Source organism: Psychrobacter proteolyticus (genome assembly GCF_003350005.1).
Lineage (GTDB): Bacteria > Pseudomonadota > Gammaproteobacteria > Pseudomonadales > Moraxellaceae > Psychrobacter > Psychrobacter proteolyticus.
The window spans coordinates 567,580-590,270 of record NZ_QLKS01000001.1; the positions used below are offsets into that span (position 1 = coordinate 567,580).

Sequence of the window (22,691 nt, forward strand, 5' to 3'; positions counted from 1 at the left end):
ATCTGTCATGAGATTCCCTTACTCTGTCGCGTATTTTTTGACTTTTTAATCATAAAATTGTTATTCAGGATGTAATTGCTAAGTAATTACATCCTGAATAACAACTGAAAAACGTACGCTACTGTTAATGCTCTTTTGATAAAAAGCCAAGCAGTAACGTACGTCATAAAATACAGTTGTATCAAAAATTATTAGCTAAAAACGCTTAAAAGAACGCTTGAATGCCTGTCTGTGCACGGCCTAGGATAAGCGCATGAATATCATGTGTACCCTCGTAAGTATTGACGGCTTCCAAGTTCATCACGTGACGAATGATATGGAATTCATCAGAGATACCGTTACCGCCATGCATATCACGAGCGATACGAGCGATATCAAGTGCCTTGCCGCAGTTGTTACGCTTGATGAGTGAAATCATCTCAGGCGCTGCGTTGTCTTCATCCATGAGACGACCGACACGTAGTGCCGCTTGTAGACCTAAGGTGATTTCTGTCTGCATATTGGCAAGCTTTAGCTGTACCAGCTGCGTTGCCGCTAGCGGACGACCAAACTGTTTACGATCGAGCGTGTACTGACGGGCGGCTTTCCAGCAGAATTCAGCTGCTCCCATCGAACCCCAAGCGATGCCATAACGGGCTTTATTTAAGCAACCAAATGGCCCTTTTAGACCACGGATATCTGGGAAAGCATTGGCTTCAGGGACGAATACTTTGTCCATGACAATCTCACCTGTGACTGACGCACGTAATGAGAATTTGCCTTCGATTTTCGGCGCAGATAATCCTTTCATACCTTTGTCTAAAACAAAACCACGAATCTCGCCGGCATCATCTTTTGCCCACACGACAAACACGTCAGCGATCGGACTATTGGTGATCCACATTTTATTACCCGTCAGCTCATAACCGCCATCTACAGCGCATGCACGAGTCGACATCGATGAAGGATCAGATCCTGAATCAGGCTCCGTCAGACCAAAGCAGCCAACATACTCACCCGAAGCAAGCTTAGGCAAATAACGCTCTCTTTGCTCTTCTGTGCCATACGCCCAAATAGGATGCATAACCAAGCTTGATTGCACGCTCATCGCTGAACGATAACCCGAGTCAACGGCTTCCACTTCCTTGGCAATCAGACCATAAGCAACACTCGATAAACCAGCACAGCCATAACCTTCAATCGTGACACCCAGCAGACCCATCTCACCCATTTGACGCATAATATTACGATCGAAACTCTCGTTACGATTTGCCTCGATAATGCCAGGCATCAGCTCTTTTTGAAAAAATTGACGAGCGCTGTCGGTGACCATGCGTTCTTCTTCAGTGAGCTGGTCACGTAGTAAAAAAGGATCTTCCCAATCAAAACGTGGGCTAGTAGATGTTGCCATGTGGATCTCCTTGGTATCAGTCATCCTGACTGACGAATAGTGTTTGATACATCATTTGGTCTAACAAGTCATTGACTTCTTTATTCCGCTGTGCGAAACTTAGTTTCATAATTTAAAACCATTTAACCAAACTTTAGCCACGCTGTAAACCTTTATCAAAAAAATATGAGTATAAAATGACGAAACCCTTATCAAAAGCTACTCCGCTACTCGAACGCATGCATGCAACAATGAGTCAAAACAAGGAAGAGCATGACCGACAGTTTGTGACGGCATTGGGACGGGGACTAATCATACTGGCGGCTTTTGAGCACCATGAGCGGCTCACCCATCAACAGCTATGTCAGATGACCGAACTACCGAAAGCAACCATTACCCGTCTTATCCATACTTTGACCATGATCGGTTTTTTACGAACGAATGATTATGGTCAGTATCAATTGGGCAGTAGCGCTGTACGTCTAAGTGCGACCGCATGGAGTCGTCACGATATGGTGGCAGCAGCTGAACCACTATTACGTCAGTTCGCTAGTGAAAACGAAGTATCGGTGAATTTGGCAACCGAAGTCGAAGGAGAAATGCGCTATCACGCCTGCTGCCGTAGTCCTGCTCGCCTATCGGTCAACTTACAGTTTGGCTCAGCGGTGCCCGTGGCACGTACTGCGATTGGACGGGCTTTTTATGCAGTAAGCACACAAGCAAGACAGGCTGTCATCATTAGTAATCTACTAGAAAATTTATCTACTGAGGATTATAACCATGCGCAAACCGCCCTAGCCAGCGCGGCAGAGCATTATGAAAAATACGGCTATACCGTGTCTGATGGGGAGTTTTCTACCGACATATTGGCAGTCGCGGTTGGTGTATATGATGTCGCAACAGGACAATACGCGTATTCGCTTAATGCCAGTGTGCCAAGTGCCAACTGGAAAGCGGACGACTATGCGGCGATGATAGTGCCGAAATTGCAGGCGTTGGCGGATCGGATTGGTGGTGGTACATAAAGCATATTAAAACTAATACAATCAAGATTTAGGCTAGATCAATTAAGACACCATCTATGAAACTGTTACCCATTGATACCGACGTAATGACGTCATGCGTGTATGATGTACGCGACAAATGTAAGCATCTTATCTATATCAATCATTACTATTGAGCCTCGCTATGCCTGAATCTCGTACCAATCTGAACCCTGAACCCAAAACCAGCTCGCCGTATTTTATCGGATTATTACTTCGCTATAGTACGTTTGGCGCGGCGATTTTAATTCTATTGGCGGGCTTATTACTGGTAAGTTGGTGGCTGATTGTGATCGGTGGTTTGGCTGTGGCACTTGGTATCTATGACTTGATTCAGTCTAAGCATGCGATACTGAGCAACTACCCTGTCGCTGGACATATTCGCTATGTATTAGAGGATTTTCGCCCTGAGATTCGTCAGTACCTACTTGAGGACGATAAAGAACAAGTGCCGTTTTCACGTCAGCAGCGCGCACTAGTCTATCAACGTGCTAAGAACGTCAGTGACACCAATGCCTTTGGTACGTTGGACAATCTATATACTCATGGTAAAGAGTGGTTTTTGCAATCTACCATCAGTGCACCACTAGAGAACAAAGATTTTCGTATTATGGTAGGCGGTGAGCGTTGTCAGCAGCCACACGATATGTCGGTATTCAATATCTCCGCGATGAGCTTTGGCAGTCTGTCAGCCAACGCTATCATGGCACTCAATCAAGGCGCAAAACTCGGCGGCTTTACTCATGACACGGGCGAAGGTGCTATCAGCCCTTATCATCGCAAGTTCGGTGGTGATTTGATTTGGGAGTTGGGTACGGGTTATTTTGGTTGCCGCGATAATGATGGTAACTTTGATCCACAGTCTTTTGCTGAAAAAGCCGTCGATCCGCAAGTTAAGATGATTGAAATTAAGCTTTCACAAGGTGCCAAGCCTGGTAAAGGTGGCGTCCTACCCTCTAGCAAGATCACGCAAGAGATTGCCGACACGCGCCAAGTGCCTACGGGTCAAGACTGCATTTCGCCCTCTTCGCATAGCGCATTTAGCACCCCGCGCGAGCTGGTCGCCTTTTGGCAACAGCTACGTGATTTATCAGGCGGTAAGCCAGTTGGCTTTAAGCTATGTATTGGTCAGCCATGGCAGTTTATGGCGATTGTTAAAGCGATGATAGAGAAGGATAACTATCCTGATTTTATCGTTATCGATGGTGCTGAAGGCGGCACAGGTGCAGCGCCCGTCGAGTTTATGGACAATGTCGGCATGCCAATGGTCGAAGGGTTTTTGCTGGTACACAATACCTTGGTCGGTGCAGGTATTCGTGACAAAATTAAGCTTGGTGTTAGTGGAAAAATCGTATCAGGCTTTGATATCGCTCGCATGATTGCGCTAGGTGCAGATTGGTGTAACTCGGCACGTGGCTTTATGTTTGCAGTCGGCTGTATTCAGTCGCGCTCTTGTCATACCAACACTTGCCCGACAGGTGTGGCAACTCAAGACCCTTATCGTCAAAAGGCGCTCGACGTCCCTAGTAAGGCTGAGCGTGTTGCAAGTTTCCACAAAAACACGCTAAAATCGCTTGCCAGTATCGTAGGTGCGGTCGGTTTACAGCATCCTAGCCAATTACAGCCGTATCATATCGCACGCCGCTTAGACGATGGGCAGATTAAGCTGTTATCCAAATTCTTCTACTTTGCTGATAAAGGCGCACTGCTCGATCATAGCGCTCGTGCCGATGTATTTAACCAGATGTGGGTCATGGCAAACCCTGATAGCTTTTTAGCCAATAATGACGCACTCATTGCTTACAACAAAGACTCGCGTGATAAGGGCAAAGAAACTGGCGCGCCAACAGAACACAGCGCTGGATATAATTCTGAGCATTTGACCAACCTTACCGATGGTGGGCGATTAATTGGTAATGTGAATAACACAATCCGCGACTTCCCACCTACTAGCGACTGAATCAGCGCCTAAATCGTTGTACTTGAAAAGTAGGGATGTAAGTATAATTAAGCAGTAGATAGCAACCAAACTTAAATAATTTGTACATTAAAAGACGTGTGATTGATGCCAAGTTCTATTTTTAACTTTTCCCTATCAACGATAGTGCTTGCGCTGAGTCTGAGCGCTTGCCAGCAGACAGATGTGGGAGCGGCTACTGGCGATGATGATACGACTAGCTGGTCATGCCACACTGAAGACACGCCTTTTGCTTACAGTGTTTGCCGTGTCGATGCTACCGCGTTAGCGAGCGAGCGTTATTCATTACAACTGTTTTGGCAATCCTCTGATAACAACGAGCCTCTGCTAACCTTTGATGCGTTATTGGCCACATTACCAAGAGACAAGACACTTAACTTTGCAATGAATGCAGGCATGTACAATGCACACTATGCGCCGATTGGTTATACCGTTATCGAAGGCAAAGAAGTGAAATCGCTAAATGTAAGAGAAGGTGGCGGTAATTTTCATCTACTACCTAATGGGGTTATGTGGTGGGACAAAGCTGGCAACGTGCAAATCACCGAAAGTAATGTGCTGAATGAACAGATACATAATGGTGATGTGCAGCCTTGGTATGCGACGCAATCAGGCCCTATGTTGGTCATTAATGACGAAATACATTCTCAGTTCAATCCTGATAGCAGCTCCATCAAACTGCGTAATGGTGCAGGCGTTTGCCGTGACGGCAGTATACAATTCATTAATAGCAATAAGCCTGTTACCTTCTATCAGTTTGCAGAACTATTCAAGGATGATCTAGGTTGTCCAAATGCACTATTTTTTGATGGTGGTATTGCCTCAGCATTATATGCGCCCAGTATCGATAAACAAGATAAAAAAGAGATGGGTGTGATGATTGGCTTAATTGAAAAGCAAAATCAGTAACAGTCTTTCCCTAGAGACTATTTTTCGTGTTTCTCGTTGCATTTTTTGCTCACTCAAATAAAAAACCACTTAATATGATAGCGTCTCCTTGAGTGGTTTTTTTATATCCTTAACATGAGTTTTAAAGTAAGTTTTTAAATAGTATTATCGTGCCATATATTGAGTCATTTCTTCAACACCATGTAGCGTCATCGGATACATTTTATTTTCAAACAGCTTTTTGATCTCAACGATGGTCTGCGTATATTGCCAATACGATGGGTTTTCAGGATTGAGCCAAGTTACTTTATCGAAATGCTCAAGTACTCGCTTCAGCCATACGATGCCCGCTTCATTATTCATATACTCTACGCTGCCGCCTACTGTCATGAGCTCATAAGGCGACATCGATGCATCACCGACGAAGATAACGCGATACTCACGGCCATATTTATTGAGCAGCTCAAACGTTGGCATCGGTGCACTATGGCGACGATTGTTGTCCTTCCACACATAGTCATACAAGCAGTTATGAAAATAAAAGAACTCTAAGGTTTTAAATTCATTTTTTGCCGCAGAAAATAGTTTTTCGAGCGCTTCGACATGGATATCCATACTGCCACCCACATCAAACAACATCAGCACTTTGACACGGTTACGGCGCTCCGCCTGCATATGTATATCGAGCACACCCTTTTTTGCCGTGCGTTTAATCGTCTCATGAATATCGAGCTCATCAGCACTACCTGTCCGCGCAAACTGACGCAGATTGCGTAGCGCCATTTGAATTTGGCGAGTACCGAGCTGATTATCGTCATCGAGATTGCGATATTTACGCTGCTCCCAGACTTTTGCCGCACTGCGTTTGCGAGACTCACCGCCGACACGCACGCCTTCTGGATGATCGCCATAGGCACCAAATGGCGAAGTGCCGCCCGTCCCTACCCATTTACTACCACCTTGATGACGTTCTTTTTGCTCTTTTAATCGTTCCTCTAGCGCCTTCATCAGCTCTTCAAGCGAGCCGTACTTTTTCAGTAATCGTCTTTGCTCTTCAGTCAGATTCTTTGGGTCGAGCTTTAGATCCAGCCATTCTTTGGGCACGTCCGTTAGCTTGGCTAATAGCTCATCCATATCGAGACTATCGACACCTTCAAAATAATCCGCCATGGCTCGATCGAACTTATCAAAATGGCGCTCGTCTTTGACCATGCATAGCCGAATCAGCCGATACATATCTTCGCGGCTGGCAAAAGTAGTCAGTGCTGGATCTTCAGGATGCGACTGCATCATCAGCCCTTTGTCCAACGCGGCATTGAGATCGAGCAGCTCGCGCGTACTGACTGGCACGCCATAAGTACGCAAGGTATAGAATAGTTTGATAAACATAAGAGTCGTATCACTTATTGGCTGATATTATTATCTGATGATATTGCTGATATCATTAATTGGTACAGTTACAGATTGAGCGTTTGCATTGACTTTCACATCAGACATCCGATATCGGACATAAGACGTTAAAATCAACGCAAGCGGCAAACATTAACGACGCATCATATTGGCAAAACGCTGTAATAAACTCACATCTGCCTCGTTTTTGAGCAACGCACCGTATAGAGGCGGGATAGATTTCTCGCCGCGCAGATTTTCTTCTAGCTCGTCCTGAGCCATATCATCAGCAAGTAACAAAGTTAACCAATCGACCAACTCAGACGTTGATGGCGGCTTTTTAAGACCTTGAATACCACGCAGCTTATAGAATATATCCAATGCATCATTGACCAGCTTTTCCTGAATGTCTGGAAAATGCACTTCGATGATTTGGCGCATGGTTTCTTCTTCTGGGAAGTCGATATAATGGAAGAAACAACGACGCAGAAACGCATCTGGTAGCTCTTTTTCATTGTTTGAAGTAATAATAACCACTGGACGCTGCGCCGCTGTAATAGTTTCGCCCGTCTCATAAACATAAAAAGACATCTTATCAAGCTCATGTAGCAAGTCATTTGGGAACTCGATATCGGCTTTATCGATCTCATCAATCAGCAGTACGCTACGCTCTGTACTGGTAAAAGCGTCCCACAGCTTGCCCGGCTTGATATAGTTGGCAATGTCATAGACCTTATCATCACCTAATTGCGAATCGCGCAGGCGCGATACTGCATCATACTCGTACAGTCCTTGCTCAGCCTTAGTCGTCGATTTGACGTGCCAAGTAATCAATGGCATGCCCAAACTTTCAGCAACTTCTTCGGCAAGCAATGTCTTACCTGTGCCAGGCTCGCCTTTGATCAGCAATGGCTTTTGTAAGGTCATAGCGGCATTTACGGCCAGTTGCAAATCGTCGGTAGCAATATAACTACTGGTACCAGTAAAGTTTTTCTTAGTATTGTCAGCTGTGGTCATAATCAGATCTCGATTGTTGTTATAGATAAGTTGTTATAAATAGATAGGTCTAAAACATGAATGACTAATAAAGGATAAGTTAGTAAAGAATAAATTAGATTAGCACAGCCTGATGCATTGCCAAAATACTCATGCGTTCGCATTTATTAACAATTGTTATGTGCAATGTATAGTGAGCAATTATTTATATGCCTAATAAACAGTCGAGCACAAAAAAAGACACGCAGCGGTGTCTTTTTATTCAGGTATCAAATAACTTTTAAGACAGTAATTTTGTCTCAACGCCTAGCTTATTTTTATTACTTGTCAGATGTATCGCTATCCGTTTTCTTAGCCAATGTACTGTCTTTTTTTAAGCTTACATTAGTGTCAGGCTGGTCGGTTACGGTAGCGCCTTCTGGCAAATAGCTGCCTGTGGTCATTTGCAATGTGGCCTGTGTATCTTCTGCGCTGCGGCTACGGGCTTTGTCCAAGCTTGATGCAAATGCGCTGCGTATCAACTGCCATACAAAACCAACAAACAACCCTGCGACCAGTATAACTAATATTGGCAACATGTTGGCAACCGCGCCTGCGTAATCTTTCATCATCACAGCATAGACGACGCTGATACTGGCTGGTGCAAGCTCGCTCGGATCGCCAAGTGCAGTACCTGGTGCTAGTAATACTGCAAACAGAACCATCCAGCTCATACCGCCCAATGGTTTTGGCAGTACACGAGCAACGAGTATCCATAGCACTAGTACCAAAACAGCACCGCCCAGATAAGCATACATCGGCAAATCAGCGGGCGGGACATCCTTTACCATTTGGCCCCACCAAATGGCAATCTCACCGAGAATGTCACTGATAGACTCTAGCGGTAAGCTATGTAAGATATTTTTTAACCAGTCCATGCGTGTTTATTTACCTGCGTTTATCGCCGGTGACACAATCTGTGTCTAGCGGTATATGTGCGTTCTGTAGAACCAGAATGAGGCCAACTACATAATGAGTTTATGCATTATGTAGGCTTATATCTGCATTGCGTAGGGTGTCAGTTTATCACGACTCTCTACTCAAATGCATGTGAGCAAGTGTGTCGTAGGTTTTTATCGACGCTATTTTTAAGGTAGCGTATTGATATGTCCTACCACAATTACTTGCTGACAAATCCATTAATTATAGATGCTGTCCTGCGATTCACGAGCACGCAGTTCTGCTTGGCGACGCATCACGTCTTGCGGCGGCAACTGCACAAAGTAGCCTTGAGACTGCAGTTTTGCCAGTACTTCTTCTTTGTCGACACGAGCGAGCTTATCCTTAGTCGCCAAATCCAAATGCATGACGAACTTACTACGACCTAAACCTGCACGGAAATCCTTTGGTAATACGCCAAGCCAGTCTTTGATTTCATCAGTATCGTCAGGATAATCAGGACGCGCAATGTAGATATACATGTCGTCATGTTTGGGAAATTTATAAATATCGCAATGCATAAAAACCACCTATCAGAAACTATGGGCGTAGGTTAGCATATTTCAGGCAAATACCAGTAGTCGCTTTGCGTTTTGCTATCGTAATTTTTGTCAAAACACACAGATAAAACGCTGATATGAGCGATAAAAATATCGTTGTAAAACATAACCTATTTAACAGACTGCCCTATCAAAACATTATTTTTGCCAAATTTATTTATTTTAATGGCTTTGATGACTTGTAAAAGCGCTTTGAACCTTTCATAATAAAAGCGTTTTTCAGGAGAGAGTTTATCAGCATAGATTTTGTATTGAACCCTATTGGTTATACAACTATCGCAATTGCTAGATAACCACCGAAGGCGCATCCACCCTGCCAATCGCTCAGGTAAAAGGACTGAAAAACGCATGTCACTGTTGTTTGATAGTATTTAGTAGTATGACGCTAATAGCGCACTACTTTTTTATCAAACATAAGGCATAACAAATCTGGAGAGTGGTAAGAACGGACGACGTCTTACCCACCGAAGGGGAGAAAATACGCTATCATCGATGATAGGGCTCATATAACTGCCCAAAAATGATGGTTCGTGTTGAAAATCTCAGGTCACAGGACAGATAGGGCTTTAGCTCAAACCGACGTATAGCGTCTGTTTGGCTTACGTCTTCATCTTTGCTTTCTGTGTCACCCTTTGATGTAATATTTGCACCTTGCGATATTGCTTCTCGCTACTTTTACGTTGCGCATCACGCCCGGCTCTGCTGAGCTTGACTGATGTACACATAAGGATTTGTTATGACTGATACCCATTCTCCAGACTCTAGCAGCACCCAAGCCCCTCAGCGTACCCCTTTTTACCAGTCTCACGTTGACAGTGAAGGCAAACTGGTCGATTTTTCTGGTTGGGAATTGCCCATTCATTACGGTTCACAAATCGAAGAGCACGAAGCGGTACGTACAGATGCCGGTATGTTTGATGTCTCACATATGGTTGTGACTGATATCAAAGGCGCTGATACTAAAGCTTGGCTACAAAAGCTGCTCGCAAACGATGTCAACAAACTCACTACCGCTGGTAAAGCGCTGTACTCTGGCATGCTCAACGAGCAAGGCGGCGTCATCGATGATTTGATCGTCTACCTGATGAATGCAGAGGAAACTGAGTACCGTATCGTCTCTAACGCAGCCACTCGTGACAAGGACTTAGCGCAGTTTAATAAAGTCGCCGAAGGTTTCAATATTGAGATTACCGAGCGTCCTGAGCTTGCGATGCTCGCCGTGCAAGGTCCAAATGCTATTGCAAAACTGGCTCAAGCCAAACCAAGTTGGGCAGATACCTTAGCAGGACTAAAACCTTTCGTTGGTGCTGACTTGACCGATATCGAAGGCACTGATTGGTTTGTGGCTCGTACTGGCTATACTGGTGAAGATGGCGTCGAAGTCATTATGCATGCCGATGACGCCCCTGCTTTCTTTGAGCAATTAAAAACAAATGGCATCAAACCTGCCGGTCTTGGCGCACGTGATACCTTGCGTATGGAAGCGGGCATGAACCTTTATGGTCATGACATGGACGAAACCATCAGTCCTTACGAGTGCAACATGGGCTGGACGCTTGCACTAAAAGACGATCGTGCCTTTGTCGGCCGTGAAGCATTGGTCAGTAAACGTAAGCAGTCAAAAGAAGACAACACCGCTATGAAGCAAGTGGGCTTGCTATTGACCACGCGCGGCGTATTGCGTGAAAGCATGACAGTGACTATCAATCAAGGCACTGATAACGAGCAAACTGGCATTATCACCAGTGGCACATTCTCCCCTAGCCTGAAAAATTCAATCGCGATTGCCCGTGTGCCTGCCAGCTTATCAGAAGATGACAGCGTACAAGTCGATCTACGCGGCAAAGGTAAGTTCGTCGATGTACGCGTATTGAAGGTACCTTTTGTCCGTAACGGCAAGCAACAGTTTGACTCTTAGGTCTTATAAATTCTATCATTAGAGCGCGTTGTCATTTTGCACACGAGTATAAAAATGACGACACGCCTAGCCTCCATTATTTTTGTTAATTAACCTCTATCACTTAGGAGAGAGACCATGAGCAACATCCCAGCAGAGCTAAAATATATTGCGAGTCACGAGTGGCTACGCCTAGAAGACGACGGTACGATCACTGTTGGTATCACTGACCATGCTCAAGATCTATTGGGTGATGTGGTATTCGTTGAGCTACCAGATGTGGGCGATATCATCGCTGTTGATGATGAAATCTCAGTTGTTGAATCAGTAAAAGCGGCTTCTGACGTTTATGCGCCTATTTCAGGTGAAGTCATCGCTATCAACGAAGCACTAGAAGATGATCCTGAAATCATCAACTCTGACCCATACGGCGAAGGTTGGTTCTTCAGAATGAAGCCTGACAATATCGCTGATTACGAAGCACTAATGACTGCTGACGAATACGAAAGCGACTTATAAGCTAAGCACGTAAGCTAAGCATGCTCTCACAAGACATTAGTATTTGTAAGACGTTAGCTTATACAAAGCACTAGCCCCGACTAAACATCATAGATACTGGCAGCAGCTGGTATCTATACTCTCTATTTAAACGATTTAAAAACCTTTCTAATGAAAAGTATTGGCTCATTGACCATGCTTGTTATTTGAAAGCAGCTTTATATGTAGATCTCCAACAATCATTATCGTCCGATGTTATTGCTACCAAGCGTTATCTCATTGACTCGTATTGATCACCTATTCGAATCCCAATGAATACGTGCTATCAATAACGACGCAAACTGATAACCCAATTCTCAGCATGGATCCTAATATGAATGCCAACACCGATAATAAAGACCGCATTGCCACACCAAATCATACGCCGCAGCTACAAGCCTTCCGCGATATCGTAGAATCACGCCGTTCCGTGCGTCGTTTTACTGACACACCTATCCCTGACGACGTATTGGCAGACTGTCTGCGTTTGGCCATGCTAGCGCCAAACTCTAGCAACCTACAGCCGTGGGAATTTTATGTTATCGATGATGCTGACAATCGCAAACGCGCCGTCAGAAACTGCATGAATCAAAACGCAGCAAAAACATCGGCCCGTTTAATTGCTATCGTTGCTCGTACTGATGTTTGGCACGATCACGCTAAGCAAGTATTGCGCGAATACCCTGATCAACCAGTACCTAAAAAAGTGAAAGACTACTACAACAAAGTCGTCACGATGGACTTTTTGCGCGGCCCAGCCAACGTAGTTTCGGCTGCGAAATGGGGTGCTACGCAAGTGGTCAGACGCGTAAAGGGCCCGATCAAATCGCCTTACTATACGTTTGAAGATACCAAAAACTGGGCAACCAATAACACCGCACTTGCCGCCGAAAACCTCATGCTAGCATTACGTGCTCACGGGTTTGATAGCTGTGCTATGGGCGGCTTCGATGAGCCTGCTATGAAGCAATTACTAGGTCTGGGCGACGATCAGCATATCATTATGATGATTGGCGCAGGTGAACGTGCTGACAATGGCGTTTACAACACCCAGTTCCGTTTTGATCAAAAACAGTTTGTGCATTACGTATAACGTACCGCTCACATTATTCCCTTAATTGCTATTTTGTTTATTACTCCCTTAACCAAGGATTGTCATGACTATCTCTCAAAACCCATCGTTTGATACCTTTCAAGGATTGTTCAACGAAGCTGAATTTGTCTATCGCCACTTAGGTTCAAATGAGACCAAGCAAGCTGACCTACTCAGCGCTGTTGGTTATAAAGATATGCAAAGCTTTATCAATGACACCGTGCCTGAGCCAGTACGTTTGCACAAAGAGTTGGATTTGCCAGTGGCGATGAGTGAGCACGCTGCACTTGCCAAACTGCGCACGATGGCAGACGACATCACTGTTAACAAAAGCTATATCGGTCAAGGCTACTCTCCTGTTCGTATGCCAGCTGTCATTCAGCGCAACGTTCTTGAAAATCCAGGCTGGTATACCGCTTATACGCCTTACCAAGCGGAAATCGCTCAAGGTCGTCTAGAAGCATTGCTGAACTTCCAACAAGTATGTATCGATTTGACTGGTCTTGAGTTAGCTGGTGCATCATTGCTTGATGAAGCAACAGCAGCGGCAGAAGCGATGGCGATGTCAAAGCGTGTGAGCAAAAGCAAATCAACGCAGTATTTCGTCGATGAGCGCGCCTATCCACAAACACTAGATGTTATCAATACTCGTGCGAAATACTTCGGTTGGGAAGTGGTCGTTGGTGATTTTGAAACCGCTAAATCTGGCGACTATTTCGGTGCGCTGTTCCAGTATGTCGGTGCTGAAGGTGACGTTAAAGACTTAACAGACGTCATCGCGGCCGTAAAAGAAAACAAGACTTACGTCAGTGTCGTCAGTGACATCATGAGCTTGGTGTTATTAAAATCACCAGCCGATATGGGTGCCGACGTAGCGCTAGGTAGTACGCAGCGTTTTGGTATTCCAATGGGCTTCGGTGGTCCACATGCCGCTTACTTTGCGTTCTCTGATAAAGCCAAGCGTTCAGCGCCTGGTCGTATCATTGGCGTATCAAAAGACGCACAAGGCAACACAGCTCTACGTATGGCTCTGCAAACGCGTGAGCAGCATATCCGCCGCGAAAAAGCCAACTCAAACATCTGTACCTCACAAGTATTGCTGGCCAACCTCGCTGGTATGTACGCAGTATATCATGGTCCAGGCGGCGTGAAGCGTATTGCTACTCGTATTCATGCATTTGCCACTGCGTTTGCCGACGCTATCACAGAATCTAACGACAGCAGCTTGAGTGTGGTACATGATCAATTCTTCGATACAGTCGTGGTTGATTGTGGTTCCGAGAAGCTTGCTACTCAAATTTTCAAAAATGCAGACAACGTTGGCTATAACTTATGGCGTCTAAGCGACACCAAATTGAGCGTTGCCTTTAGTGAAACCAGCGATCAGCAAGACTTCAACACCTTGACTCAATTGTTCGTCAATAAGTCACACGATCTACCTGAAACAGCTCGCGTCTCTCTAGATAGCGCACACCTGCGTACTGATGACATCTTGACTCATCCAGTATTTAACTCGCATCACACCGAGCATGAAATGCTACGCTACCTAAAGTCGCTTGAAGATAAAGATCTAGCGATGAACCGCAGCATGATTTCACTGGGTAGCTGTACCATGAAGCTAAACGCCACCAGTGAGATGCTACCGATTACTTGGCCTGAGTTTGCCAACGTGCATCCTTTTGCACCGCGTGATCAAGTTACTGGCTATATCGCGATGATCGATAGCTTGCAAGATCAATTAAAAGCCATTACTGGTTTTGATGATGTCTCTATGCAGCCAAACTCTGGTGCCTCTGGTGAATATGCTGGTCTGTTAGCGATTCGCCGTTATCATGAGTCATTGGGTGAAACCAATCGTGATGTTTGCTTGATTCCGATGTCAGCGCACGGTACCAACCCTGCTACCGCTATGATGATGGGTATGCAAGTGATCGTGGTCAAAACTGATGAAAATGGTAATGTTGATATCGATGATCTAACTGCCAAATGTGAAGAATATAGCGATCGCCTAGGTGCGCTAATGATCACTTATCCATCGACGCATGGTGTGTTCGAAGAAGGCATCCGTCATATCTGTGATTTGACTCACAAGCATGGTGGTCAGGTCTATATGGACGGCGCGAACATGAATGCTCAGGTAGGCATGATGCAGCCTGCAGACGTTGGTGCTGATGTATTGCACATGAACCTGCACAAAACCTTCTGTATCCCGCATGGCGGCGGTGGTCCAGGCATGGGTCCTATCGGTATGAAAGCGCATTTGGCAACGTTTATGGCCAACCATACGTTAAGCCCTGTACACAATGCACAAAAAGACTGCTCAGCCGTATCAGCAGCACCTTACGGTTCAGCGAGCATTCTGCCTATCTCATGGATGTATATTGCTATGATGGGCCGTGATGGTCTATTAAAAGCAACGGAGTTGGCATTACTTAACGCCAACTATGTGGCAGCCGAATTAAAAGGTCACTACCCTGTCTTGTATACAGGCAAAAACGGCCGTGTAGCTCACGAATGTATCATCGATATTCGTCCGTTAAAAGAAGAGACTGGCATCACGGAAAGCGATATCGCTAAGCGCTTGATGGATTATGGTTTCCATTCGCCAACGATGAGCTTCCCAGTCGCTGGCACGCTTATGATTGAGCCAACTGAGTCTGAGTCAAAAGAAGAGTTGGATCGCTTTATCAGTGCGCTAAAATCTATCAAAGCTGAAGCCATGAAAGCCAAAGCTGGTGAAGATAACTGGACGCTAGAAGATAACCCATTGGTCAATGCACCGCATACGGCTGCTATGATTACTAGCGAAGAGTGGACGCATCCATACAGCCGTGAGACTGCTGCATTCCCACTGCCGTACATCCGTGCAAACAAGTTCTGGCCAAGTGTCGCGCGTGTCGATGATGCTTATGGTGATAAGAACCTAATGTGCTCTTGCCCAAGTATCGAAAACTATATGTAATTATTATTTTCGATAGTTATTCTCTGTAGTAAAAAACCTCCAAGTCAGCTGCTGACTTGGAGGTTTTTATTTTGCTAACTTTTTATCTACTACGTTAGCAGGTAATATTATCAATAAAATAAACGATAAGAACTCAATGCAGTAAAAGCTTATATTGATAATAAGCTATTTATCTTAAATTTCTGAAGCAATCATTTGGACACTGCTATGCAACCTAAAGCGCCTAAACAAAAAACTCGCGTTATTCTAATTCATGGGCTACACCAAACCCCATGGATCATGCGGCCATTAGCCAAGCGCCTGCAAGCAGCAGGATTTGATACCCATCAGTATGGCTACCGTAGTATGCGTGATGGTATCAAAACCAATAGCGCCCGCCTAAATAGCTGGCTAGAAACAAACCATCACCCAGATCATCCTATAGATTTGGTCGGGCATAGTTTAGGTGGCTTAATCATTCGTGATTTTGTCGCTCAGTATCCAAAATGGAAAATTGGACGTTGCGTGACTCTAGGGACACCGCATATAGGAAGTGTTTGTGCAGATTATATCTGGCGACTGACTCCTGTTGTCGTAGGTCGCTCGTATGTCGACGCACTGGACGGTACAGTCGCACCATTGCCCAAACATGTGACGCTAGGCGTCATCGCTGGCAACCGACCTTATGGTCTAGGTCAGCTGTTTTTGCAATATCACAATCGCAAACTGCGCAAATCTGACAAGCCACCCCTTAACGAGCAACTTGCACATGACGGGACAGTATATATAGAAGAGACGAAAATAGAGTCTGCAGCTGATCATATCATCATGCCAGTCTCACATACTGGCATGCTAGTGAACCCAGAGGTCGCCGAGCAGACTCGATACTTTTTAGAGCATGGGCAATTTAAACGCTAGAAATTATATGAGCACTTGAGTATCAGTTTACAGTCTTGTCGAACGTCGCCTTATCGAACGCTTCCTTATTAAACGGCGCATTATCGAACGCTGTTTTATTGAACACGAATACCCATGCCTTGCTGCAGTTCGGTTTTATGCTTTTTGATGACTGGAATTAAGGTTTTAACAACCCAATCGTTACGCCAACCTTTTAGCCCTTGTGGCAGTTCGCTCACATCTTTATCAAGAGCAACCACTTCATATAATTGTCCTAGCCATTTTTTACGCATCAATACACTGGCAGGTATACCGATTTCGCGCGCATGCTCATCAATCGCTTGCTGCACTCCTTTTGAGAGTACTTTATTTTTTGAGCGATATGGTGGCACTAGACAGTCTGGATGCTCTGTAGGCGGTAGACTCTTGGCATCTCTGATTACTTTCAGCAGCTCTTCGCCATATAGTCGTAGCATACTACGGTGCATGGTTGTTTTATGTGCCAGCTCGCGCATGCTGTTTGGCTTTTCAGTGACTATCTCTCGTACTGCTTGTTTTTTTATCACAAAGGTACGCGGTTGATTGGTCGCGCGTGCCAACTCTTCTCGCCACGTAGCCACACCTTTGAGTATCGCCATTTGCTGTGAGTTATAGCGGTAATCTGCTATCGTTAGATACATCGCTTCATCTTCGACGTGCTGCGAGTCATATAAATCACTGGCATAAAGCTGACAGTCAGCCCAAACATAATCATATAAACCTTGCGCCTTAAGCGCATGTTCGATACTGAGATATAGCGCTGGCAAATAACGCACATCATCGATGGCATATTGCTCTTGCTCATCTGTCAACGGACGCTGGAGCCAATCAGACTGGCTGTGTTCTTTATCAATATGCATATCTAGCTGATCGGCCAGTGCCTGCTGATACCCCATTTGCAATTGACCCGTTAGATAAGACAACGCTATTTGCGTATCAAATATATTGGTCAACGGTGGGCAGCCAGACAACAGATAAAAAATGCCCAAATCTTCGCCGCAAGCATGCCAGATAGCCACATCTACTTTGCGTAGCGCTTCCCAAAGATCAGCCAGTTGTAACTGCGGTGCATCCAGCAAATAAACATGATTGCCAGTATTTAATTGTACAAGTGCCAAGCGCGGATAATAAGTATCGCGCTTGATAAACTCAGTGTCTAAGGCCACGCGTCCACAAGTTGCTAAGGCATCAATAACTTCATCTAAATCGCCTTGCTTACGTACCCAAGTAATAGCAACGTCATCGGCAATATCCAACAGTGCATCAATATCTAGCACCTCAATATCAGGTACTTCAACATCTGGATTATTAGCAGCTGACTCAGATGACGTGGCTGCTGACATTGGCTCAGTATTAGCGGCTTCCTGTAATGAGCTATCATTGATATCAGCAGCATTTGATTGAGATAAGGCGTTTGAAACGTTGTTGGACACGGGCAGATACCTGCATTAATAGGAGAAAATAAAACGCTAAACCGCGCCTTAATAAAATTAAAAGATAAACAATAATAAAGTAATTATAACAATTTCACGAAATGAATTGGGTAAGACTTTGAAGTAATCAAAACGTTATAAAAAAGAACGATTTTGCATGGCTTGACCAAGCGTCATACTATCCAGATACTCAAGCTCGCCGCCCATCGGTACGCCTTGGGCTAAGCGCGTCACTTTATTGACATGACGACTGACAGCTTCACTGATAAAGTGCGCAGTAGTCTGCCCCTCAACTGTCGTACCCGTTGCCAGTATCAGCTCTTCGACAGATTCTTGCTTCACTCGCCATACGAGCTGATCAATATTTAGGTCATCGGCGCTGACACCATCAATAGGCGATAGATGCCCGCCCAACACAAAATAACGACCACGGTAACCAGCTGTCTGTTCAATCGCCATCACATCTGCTGCTGTCTCGACCACGCATAGCAGACTGTCATCACGTCTAACATCTTGGCATAGCGGACATACAGCCTCATCACTAAAGCTATGGCAACGCTGACATTCAACAATATCACGCATGGCTTCATCTAGTGCTTGGGCGAGTGCCATGCCTTGTGGGCGTTTTTTACTAAGTAGATGTAGCGCCATTCGTTGGGCACTTTTTTGACCGACGCCTGGCAATATACGCAGCTGCTTGACCAGCTGATCAAATTTGGCTGTAAGCAAAGTAGCTTCCTTTAATTGACTTTATCTAACTGAATTTATAAATCGTAGCTATAAAAATGGGGTCGTATCGTGTCGATAACAACCCCATTTTTGTCTTCAGTATGAAGTATTTAATACTTAAAACATGCCTTGCATACCTGGTGGCAGACCCATGCCTGAAGTCGCGCCAGCCATTGTTTCTTCGTAAAGTGCATCTGCTTGACGAACCGCATCATTGATAGCCGCAGCGATAAGATCTTCGATCATATCTGGCTCATCTTCTAACAGACTTGGATCAATAGTCAAACGCTTAACCACATGACGACCAGTCATTGTTACTTTAACTAAGCCACTGCCCGCTTCTGCTTGCACTTCTTTGTTAGCAAGCTCTTTTTTAGCGTTTTCAACGTTTGCTTCTACTTTCTTTTGCATCGTTTGTGCTTGTTGCATCAATGCTTGAATGTTCATAGTTGCCTCTTTTGTTATTTATGGTTTGTATTTTATGCTAGTGCGTATAGTAATGAATAATTAACAACGTAAAGTTAATGCAATGCGCTAGTGCAGATTATACCGTTATCTTTACAAACTGTCTAAACCACGTGCCAAGTCTTTGATAATATCTTCTACATCTTCCAGACCTACCGATAGACGAATCAGACCATCTTTAACGCCAGCTTCGGCACGAGCCTCAGCAGTTAGACGGAAATGCGTGGTGGTTGCAGGATGAGTAATCGTGGTTTTGGCATCGCCCAAGTTATTGGTGATAGAGACCATTTGTGTTGAATCAATCACATGCCATGCCGCTTCTTTTGTATCACGGCTATCAGATGCCTTGACTTCGAAGCCCATGATAGCACCGTAGCCATCTTTCATATGATGCTGACGTGTAGCAAGCTCGTGCGCAGGATGGTCACTCAAGCCTGAGAAATGTACGGTACTGACATTAGGATGATTGACCAAAAATTCTGCCACTTGATTGGCATTTTGGCAATGCGCTTGCATACGTAATTTTAGCGTTTCGAGCCCCTTGGTAAATACCCAAGCATTGAAAGGACTCATGCTAATACCGCCTGAGCGCACTACGGTAAACGCTTCTTGCATCAGTTTATCACTACCGACTAATGCACCGCCTAATACGCGACCCTGACCATCCAAATATTTGGTCGCAGAGTGAATAACCACATCCGCACCCAAATCTAACGGGCGCTGCAATGCTGGCGTTGCGAAGCAGTTATCAACGACGAGTAATATGTCATTGGCTTTACATAGCTGACTCAGATAACCAATATCGCAAATCTGCGCCAATGGATTACTTGGGCTTTCGCAATAGATCACCTTGGTATTTGGTTGAACCGCATTGCCCCATGCCTCATTATCGAAGCAATCCACGTAGCTGACTTCAACACCAAACTTGGCCATATAGTTATTAAATAGACCGATAGATGAGCCAAATAACTGGTTAGCCGCTAGCAAGTGGTCGCCCGCTTTTAGGTATGCCAAGCACATGGTCAAAATAGCGCCCATACCAGAGGCCGTTGCAACCGCACGTTCACCGTTTTCTAGTGCGGCTAAGCGACGCTCAAAAGTACGTACGCTTGGATTGGTATGACGAGAGTAGACGTTGCCTGTTTTTGTACCGTCAAAATGAGCAGCGGCATCAGCGGCTGAACGATAAACATAAGAGCTGGTGGTAAAAATAGGTTCTGAATGCTCGCCTTCGTCTGTACGGTGTTGACCTGCCCGCACTGCGATGGTCTGCATGCCATAATCAAGCCCTAAATCTAAGGCATCGTTGCGCCAGTTTGGGTCTAACTTGTTCAAACTGCTCTCATCATGGTTTTGCGACTGACTCATAAACGTTCCGTTACTTTGGTTGGTATTTTATTGGTTGGTCTTTTAATTGAAATAAAATGACTGCTTATTCTTCTGATTATCGACCGTATTCATCAGCGTTATCATATCATGTCGACTTATTCCGCACAGCTGGTTTCAAATGGCGACTAAATACTATTTTTGAATACTAAAGATATATCAATTCTAATGCTTAAAATCTGCCACAGATATATTTAAACACTAGTTAAAAAACAATGATTTCGTGAGTCAAATCTAACAAAAATAACGTATTTATAATAGGCAGACATCACAACAGCTGCTAAGCTTAGCGTCGATTCAATTTTTGGCTAATACCATCCGGCAACTGTCGACTAAAAAATTTAAAAACACTGTAAACATTCAAAGTAATTCTTTATTAGTACATTTAGGTTCATGAAGGTAAATTCGTTATGTCGATGTTCAATATAGAACCGAGCAGCTTATCGTTGAGTCTAACACTTGGTCTCACCTTAGGTCTTAGTGCTTGCCAGAGTTTGCCAAAGCAACCACACTTACCTGAGAGCCAAGCACTATCAGCACGAGTAGATGCCTTATATTCAAAAGAGCAAGATCCACAGGCTAAAAACATTCAAACTGATAATATTGATCTAGTATCTGCTATTAGTGCACAGAATGACATTCACCCTGATTTGTCTGGCTACCATCCAATCGTGACTGGGGCAAATGCTTTCGCGGCGCGTAGTATATTGACGGGTATGGCGACGCGCAATATCGACGCCCAATACTATATTTGGCACAATGATCAAGCTGGTCAGCTTTTATTAAAAGACTTGTGGGACGCTGCGGAGCGCGGTGTTATTGTGCGCTTGCTGTTAGATGATTTTAATAACAGTGCAAAGTTTGATCAGCATTTATTACGCTTTGCCAGTCATCCCAATATTGCGGTGCGTATTATCAATCCTTTAATGCATCGTAAAGTCCCGACATTGAACTATGTAACTGGGCTACCACGTATCAATCGCCGTATGCACAATAAGAGCATGACTTTTGATAAACAGATTACCGTCATCGGTGGGCGTAATATCGGTAACGAATATCTTAGTAATGACCAAAGTAGCCAATTTGCAGATTTGGATGTCTTGCTTATTGGTAAAGTCGTCGCAGATATTGATAATAGTTTTTATGACTATTGGTCATCGCCTTTATCATTTGATATCGAGACCTTAGCGAAATTTGATAATGACGTTACGCCTGATTTTACAAAGGCATTAGATAAACTTGGTCTAGATGAAGAAAACAACGAAGGCAGCAGCTTGACAGTCTATAAAGCTGCCATCAAAGACTCTACGATCGATAGCGATTTACTCAATAAACGTGTGCCTTTTCGTTGGACAGACATGCAATTCTTGAGTGATGATGTCGGCAAACTAAGCAAAACGGTTCCTGCTGATACCAACTTAGTTCATCAGTTGCGTAACTTGCTTGGCAGCCCAACCAAGAAATTAACGATTATTTCTTCTTATTTTGTACCGACCAAAGATGGCGTCGAGACATTGGTTAAGTTAGCTGAAGCTGGTGTCGATATCAAAATATTAACCAACTCATTCGATGCGACTGATGTGACTGCTGTTCATTCTGGTTATAGCCAGTGGCGACCTCGCCTGCTTCGTTCAGGTGTAAAAATATATGAGCTTAAATCAACCGCTGCTGAAGAAAAACGTGATAACAAACTATGGCGGGCGCGTAGCCAATCTTCGACTAGCTTGCATGCAAAAACGTTTGCAGTAGATGACTATCAAGTCTTTATCGGTTCATACAACGTTGACCCACGCTCTGCCAATATCAATACCGAAATGGGTGTGATTATTAATGATGATGAGCTAGCAAGGCAGCTGCATGGCGCTTTGAGCGATGATTTGTTAAATCAAGCGTATGAAGTCAAACTACTAGAAAATGGTAACTTACAATGGCATACCATGAAAGACGGCGAAAAAGTCATTTATGACTCAGAGCCACGAGTGGACATGGCTGACCATGTTTGGTTAACCATTATGTCTTGGTTGCCCATTGACTGGCTATTATAAGAAATAGCAGTTAGTTAGGCTTTGGCGT

At 44.5% G+C, this 22,691-nt stretch carries 18 protein-coding genes and 2 riboswitches; of the genes, 9 read left to right on the forward strand and 9 right to left on the reverse strand.

Annotated features, from left to right (window positions below):
- Positions 1 to 205 precede the first annotated feature (205 nt).
- Positions 206 to 1,390 (reverse strand): acyl-CoA dehydrogenase, encoded by a 1,185-nt coding sequence (locus DXK30_RS02235; protein WP_114700279.1) that lies wholly within the window; start codon positions 1,388 to 1,390, stop codon positions 206 to 208.
- 176 nt (positions 1,391 to 1,566) lie between these two features.
- Between DXK30_RS02235 and DXK30_RS02240 the strand changes: the two genes are divergently transcribed.
- The 3 genes from DXK30_RS02240 (at position 1,567) to DXK30_RS02250 (ending at position 5,299) form a co-directional block, all read left to right on the forward strand.
- The gene (locus tag DXK30_RS02240; RefSeq protein WP_114700280.1) at positions 1,567 to 2,394 is read left to right on the forward strand and encodes an IclR family transcriptional regulator; all 828 of its coding nucleotides are present in this window, start codon (positions 1,567 to 1,569) and stop codon (positions 2,392 to 2,394) included.
- A gap of 163 nt (positions 2,395 to 2,557) precedes the next feature.
- On the forward strand, positions 2,558 to 4,372 hold the full coding sequence (locus DXK30_RS02245; protein ID WP_114700281.1) for an FMN-binding glutamate synthase family protein: 1,815 nt from the start codon (positions 2,558 to 2,560) through the stop codon (positions 4,370 to 4,372).
- 105 nt (positions 4,373 to 4,477) lie between these two features.
- Positions 4,478 to 5,299 carry a phosphodiester glycosidase family protein gene (locus tag DXK30_RS02250; RefSeq protein WP_114700282.1) on the forward strand — a complete coding sequence of 274 codons (822 nt, stop codon included), beginning with the start codon at positions 4,478 to 4,480 and terminating at the stop codon, positions 5,297 to 5,299.
- A 144-nt stretch (positions 5,300 to 5,443) separates the two neighbouring features.
- Here the strand turns inward: DXK30_RS02250 and DXK30_RS02255 are convergent, their stop codons facing one another.
- The 4 genes from DXK30_RS02255 to DXK30_RS02270 all read right to left on the reverse strand — a co-directional run bounded on the left by DXK30_RS02255 (position 5,444) and on the right by DXK30_RS02270 (position 9,162).
- Positions 5,444 to 6,667 carry a vWA domain-containing protein gene (locus DXK30_RS02255; RefSeq protein WP_101205694.1) on the reverse strand — a complete coding sequence of 408 codons (1,224 nt, stop codon included), beginning with the start codon at positions 6,665 to 6,667 and terminating at the stop codon, positions 5,444 to 5,446.
- Between the two features lie 153 nt (positions 6,668 to 6,820).
- Positions 6,821 to 7,684, reverse strand: coding sequence for an AAA family ATPase (locus DXK30_RS02260; protein ID WP_101205695.1), 864 nt, complete (start codon positions 7,682 to 7,684; stop codon positions 6,821 to 6,823).
- Positions 7,685 to 7,983: 299 nt separating this feature from the next.
- Positions 7,984 to 8,580: a hypothetical protein gene (locus DXK30_RS02265; RefSeq protein ID WP_102092316.1), complete on the reverse strand. Its 597-nt coding sequence runs from the start codon at positions 8,578 to 8,580 to the stop codon at positions 7,984 to 7,986.
- A 261-nt stretch (positions 8,581 to 8,841) separates the two neighbouring features.
- Positions 8,842 to 9,162 carry a YcgL domain-containing protein gene (locus tag DXK30_RS02270; RefSeq protein WP_102092317.1) on the reverse strand — a complete coding sequence of 107 codons (321 nt, stop codon included), beginning with the start codon at positions 9,160 to 9,162 and terminating at the stop codon, positions 8,842 to 8,844.
- A 249-nt stretch (positions 9,163 to 9,411) separates the two neighbouring features.
- Positions 9,412 to 9,551, forward strand: a riboswitch (glycine riboswitch).
- A 69-nt stretch (positions 9,552 to 9,620) separates the two neighbouring features.
- A riboswitch (glycine riboswitch) is annotated at positions 9,621 to 9,769 on the forward strand.
- 168 nt (positions 9,770 to 9,937) lie between these two features.
- Between DXK30_RS02270 and gcvT the strand changes: the two genes are divergently transcribed.
- The 5 genes from gcvT (at position 9,938) to DXK30_RS02295 (ending at position 16,587) form a co-directional block, all read left to right on the forward strand.
- Positions 9,938 to 11,119, forward strand: a complete 1,182-nt coding sequence (gene gcvT / locus DXK30_RS02275) for a glycine cleavage system aminomethyltransferase GcvT (RefSeq protein ID WP_114700283.1) — start codon at positions 9,938 to 9,940, stop codon at positions 11,117 to 11,119.
- Positions 11,120 to 11,236: 117 nt separating this feature from the next.
- A complete protein-coding gene (gene gcvH, locus DXK30_RS02280; RefSeq protein WP_057760766.1) occupies positions 11,237 to 11,617 on the forward strand; it encodes a glycine cleavage system protein GcvH in 381 nt (126 codons plus the stop codon).
- 352 nt (positions 11,618 to 11,969) lie between these two features.
- Entirely contained in the window at positions 11,970 to 12,728 is a 759-nt protein-coding gene (locus DXK30_RS02285; RefSeq protein ID WP_114700284.1) for a nitroreductase family protein, read from the forward strand.
- A 64-nt stretch (positions 12,729 to 12,792) separates the two neighbouring features.
- Complete coding sequence (gene gcvP, locus DXK30_RS02290; RefSeq protein WP_114700285.1) at positions 12,793 to 15,690, forward strand: aminomethyl-transferring glycine dehydrogenase; 2,898 nt, start codon at positions 12,793 to 12,795, stop codon at positions 15,688 to 15,690.
- A gap of 207 nt (positions 15,691 to 15,897) precedes the next feature.
- Positions 15,898 to 16,587: an esterase/lipase family protein gene (locus DXK30_RS02295; RefSeq protein ID WP_114700286.1), complete on the forward strand. Its 690-nt coding sequence runs from the start codon at positions 15,898 to 15,900 to the stop codon at positions 16,585 to 16,587.
- Positions 16,588 to 16,682: 95 nt separating this feature from the next.
- On the opposite strand, the gene DXK30_RS02300 is transcribed toward DXK30_RS02295, so the two are convergent.
- From DXK30_RS02300 to DXK30_RS02315, 4 genes are all read right to left on the reverse strand, one after another.
- The gene (locus tag DXK30_RS02300; protein ID WP_227670662.1) at positions 16,683 to 18,038 is read right to left on the reverse strand and encodes a ribonuclease D; all 1,356 of its coding nucleotides are present in this window, start codon (positions 18,036 to 18,038) and stop codon (positions 16,683 to 16,685) included.
- A gap of 135 nt (positions 18,039 to 18,173) precedes the next feature.
- Positions 18,174 to 18,767, reverse strand: coding sequence for a recombination mediator RecR (recR, locus tag DXK30_RS02305; RefSeq protein ID WP_114700287.1), 594 nt, complete (start codon positions 18,765 to 18,767; stop codon positions 18,174 to 18,176).
- A 117-nt stretch (positions 18,768 to 18,884) separates the two neighbouring features.
- A complete protein-coding gene (locus DXK30_RS02310; protein ID WP_045445429.1) occupies positions 18,885 to 19,214 on the reverse strand; it encodes a YbaB/EbfC family nucleoid-associated protein in 330 nt (109 codons plus the stop codon).
- 111 nt (positions 19,215 to 19,325) lie between these two features.
- Positions 19,326 to 20,600 carry an O-succinylhomoserine sulfhydrylase gene (locus tag DXK30_RS02315; RefSeq protein ID WP_114700288.1) on the reverse strand — a complete coding sequence of 425 codons (1,275 nt, stop codon included), beginning with the start codon at positions 20,598 to 20,600 and terminating at the stop codon, positions 19,326 to 19,328.
- A gap of 428 nt (positions 20,601 to 21,028) precedes the next feature.
- Here DXK30_RS02315 and DXK30_RS02320 point away from each other — a divergent pair, with 428 nt between their 5' ends.
- A complete protein-coding gene (locus tag DXK30_RS02320) occupies positions 21,029 to 22,663 on the forward strand; it encodes a phospholipase D family protein (RefSeq protein ID WP_114700289.1) in 1,635 nt (544 codons plus the stop codon).
- The last annotated feature ends 28 nt before the right edge of the window (positions 22,664 to 22,691 follow it).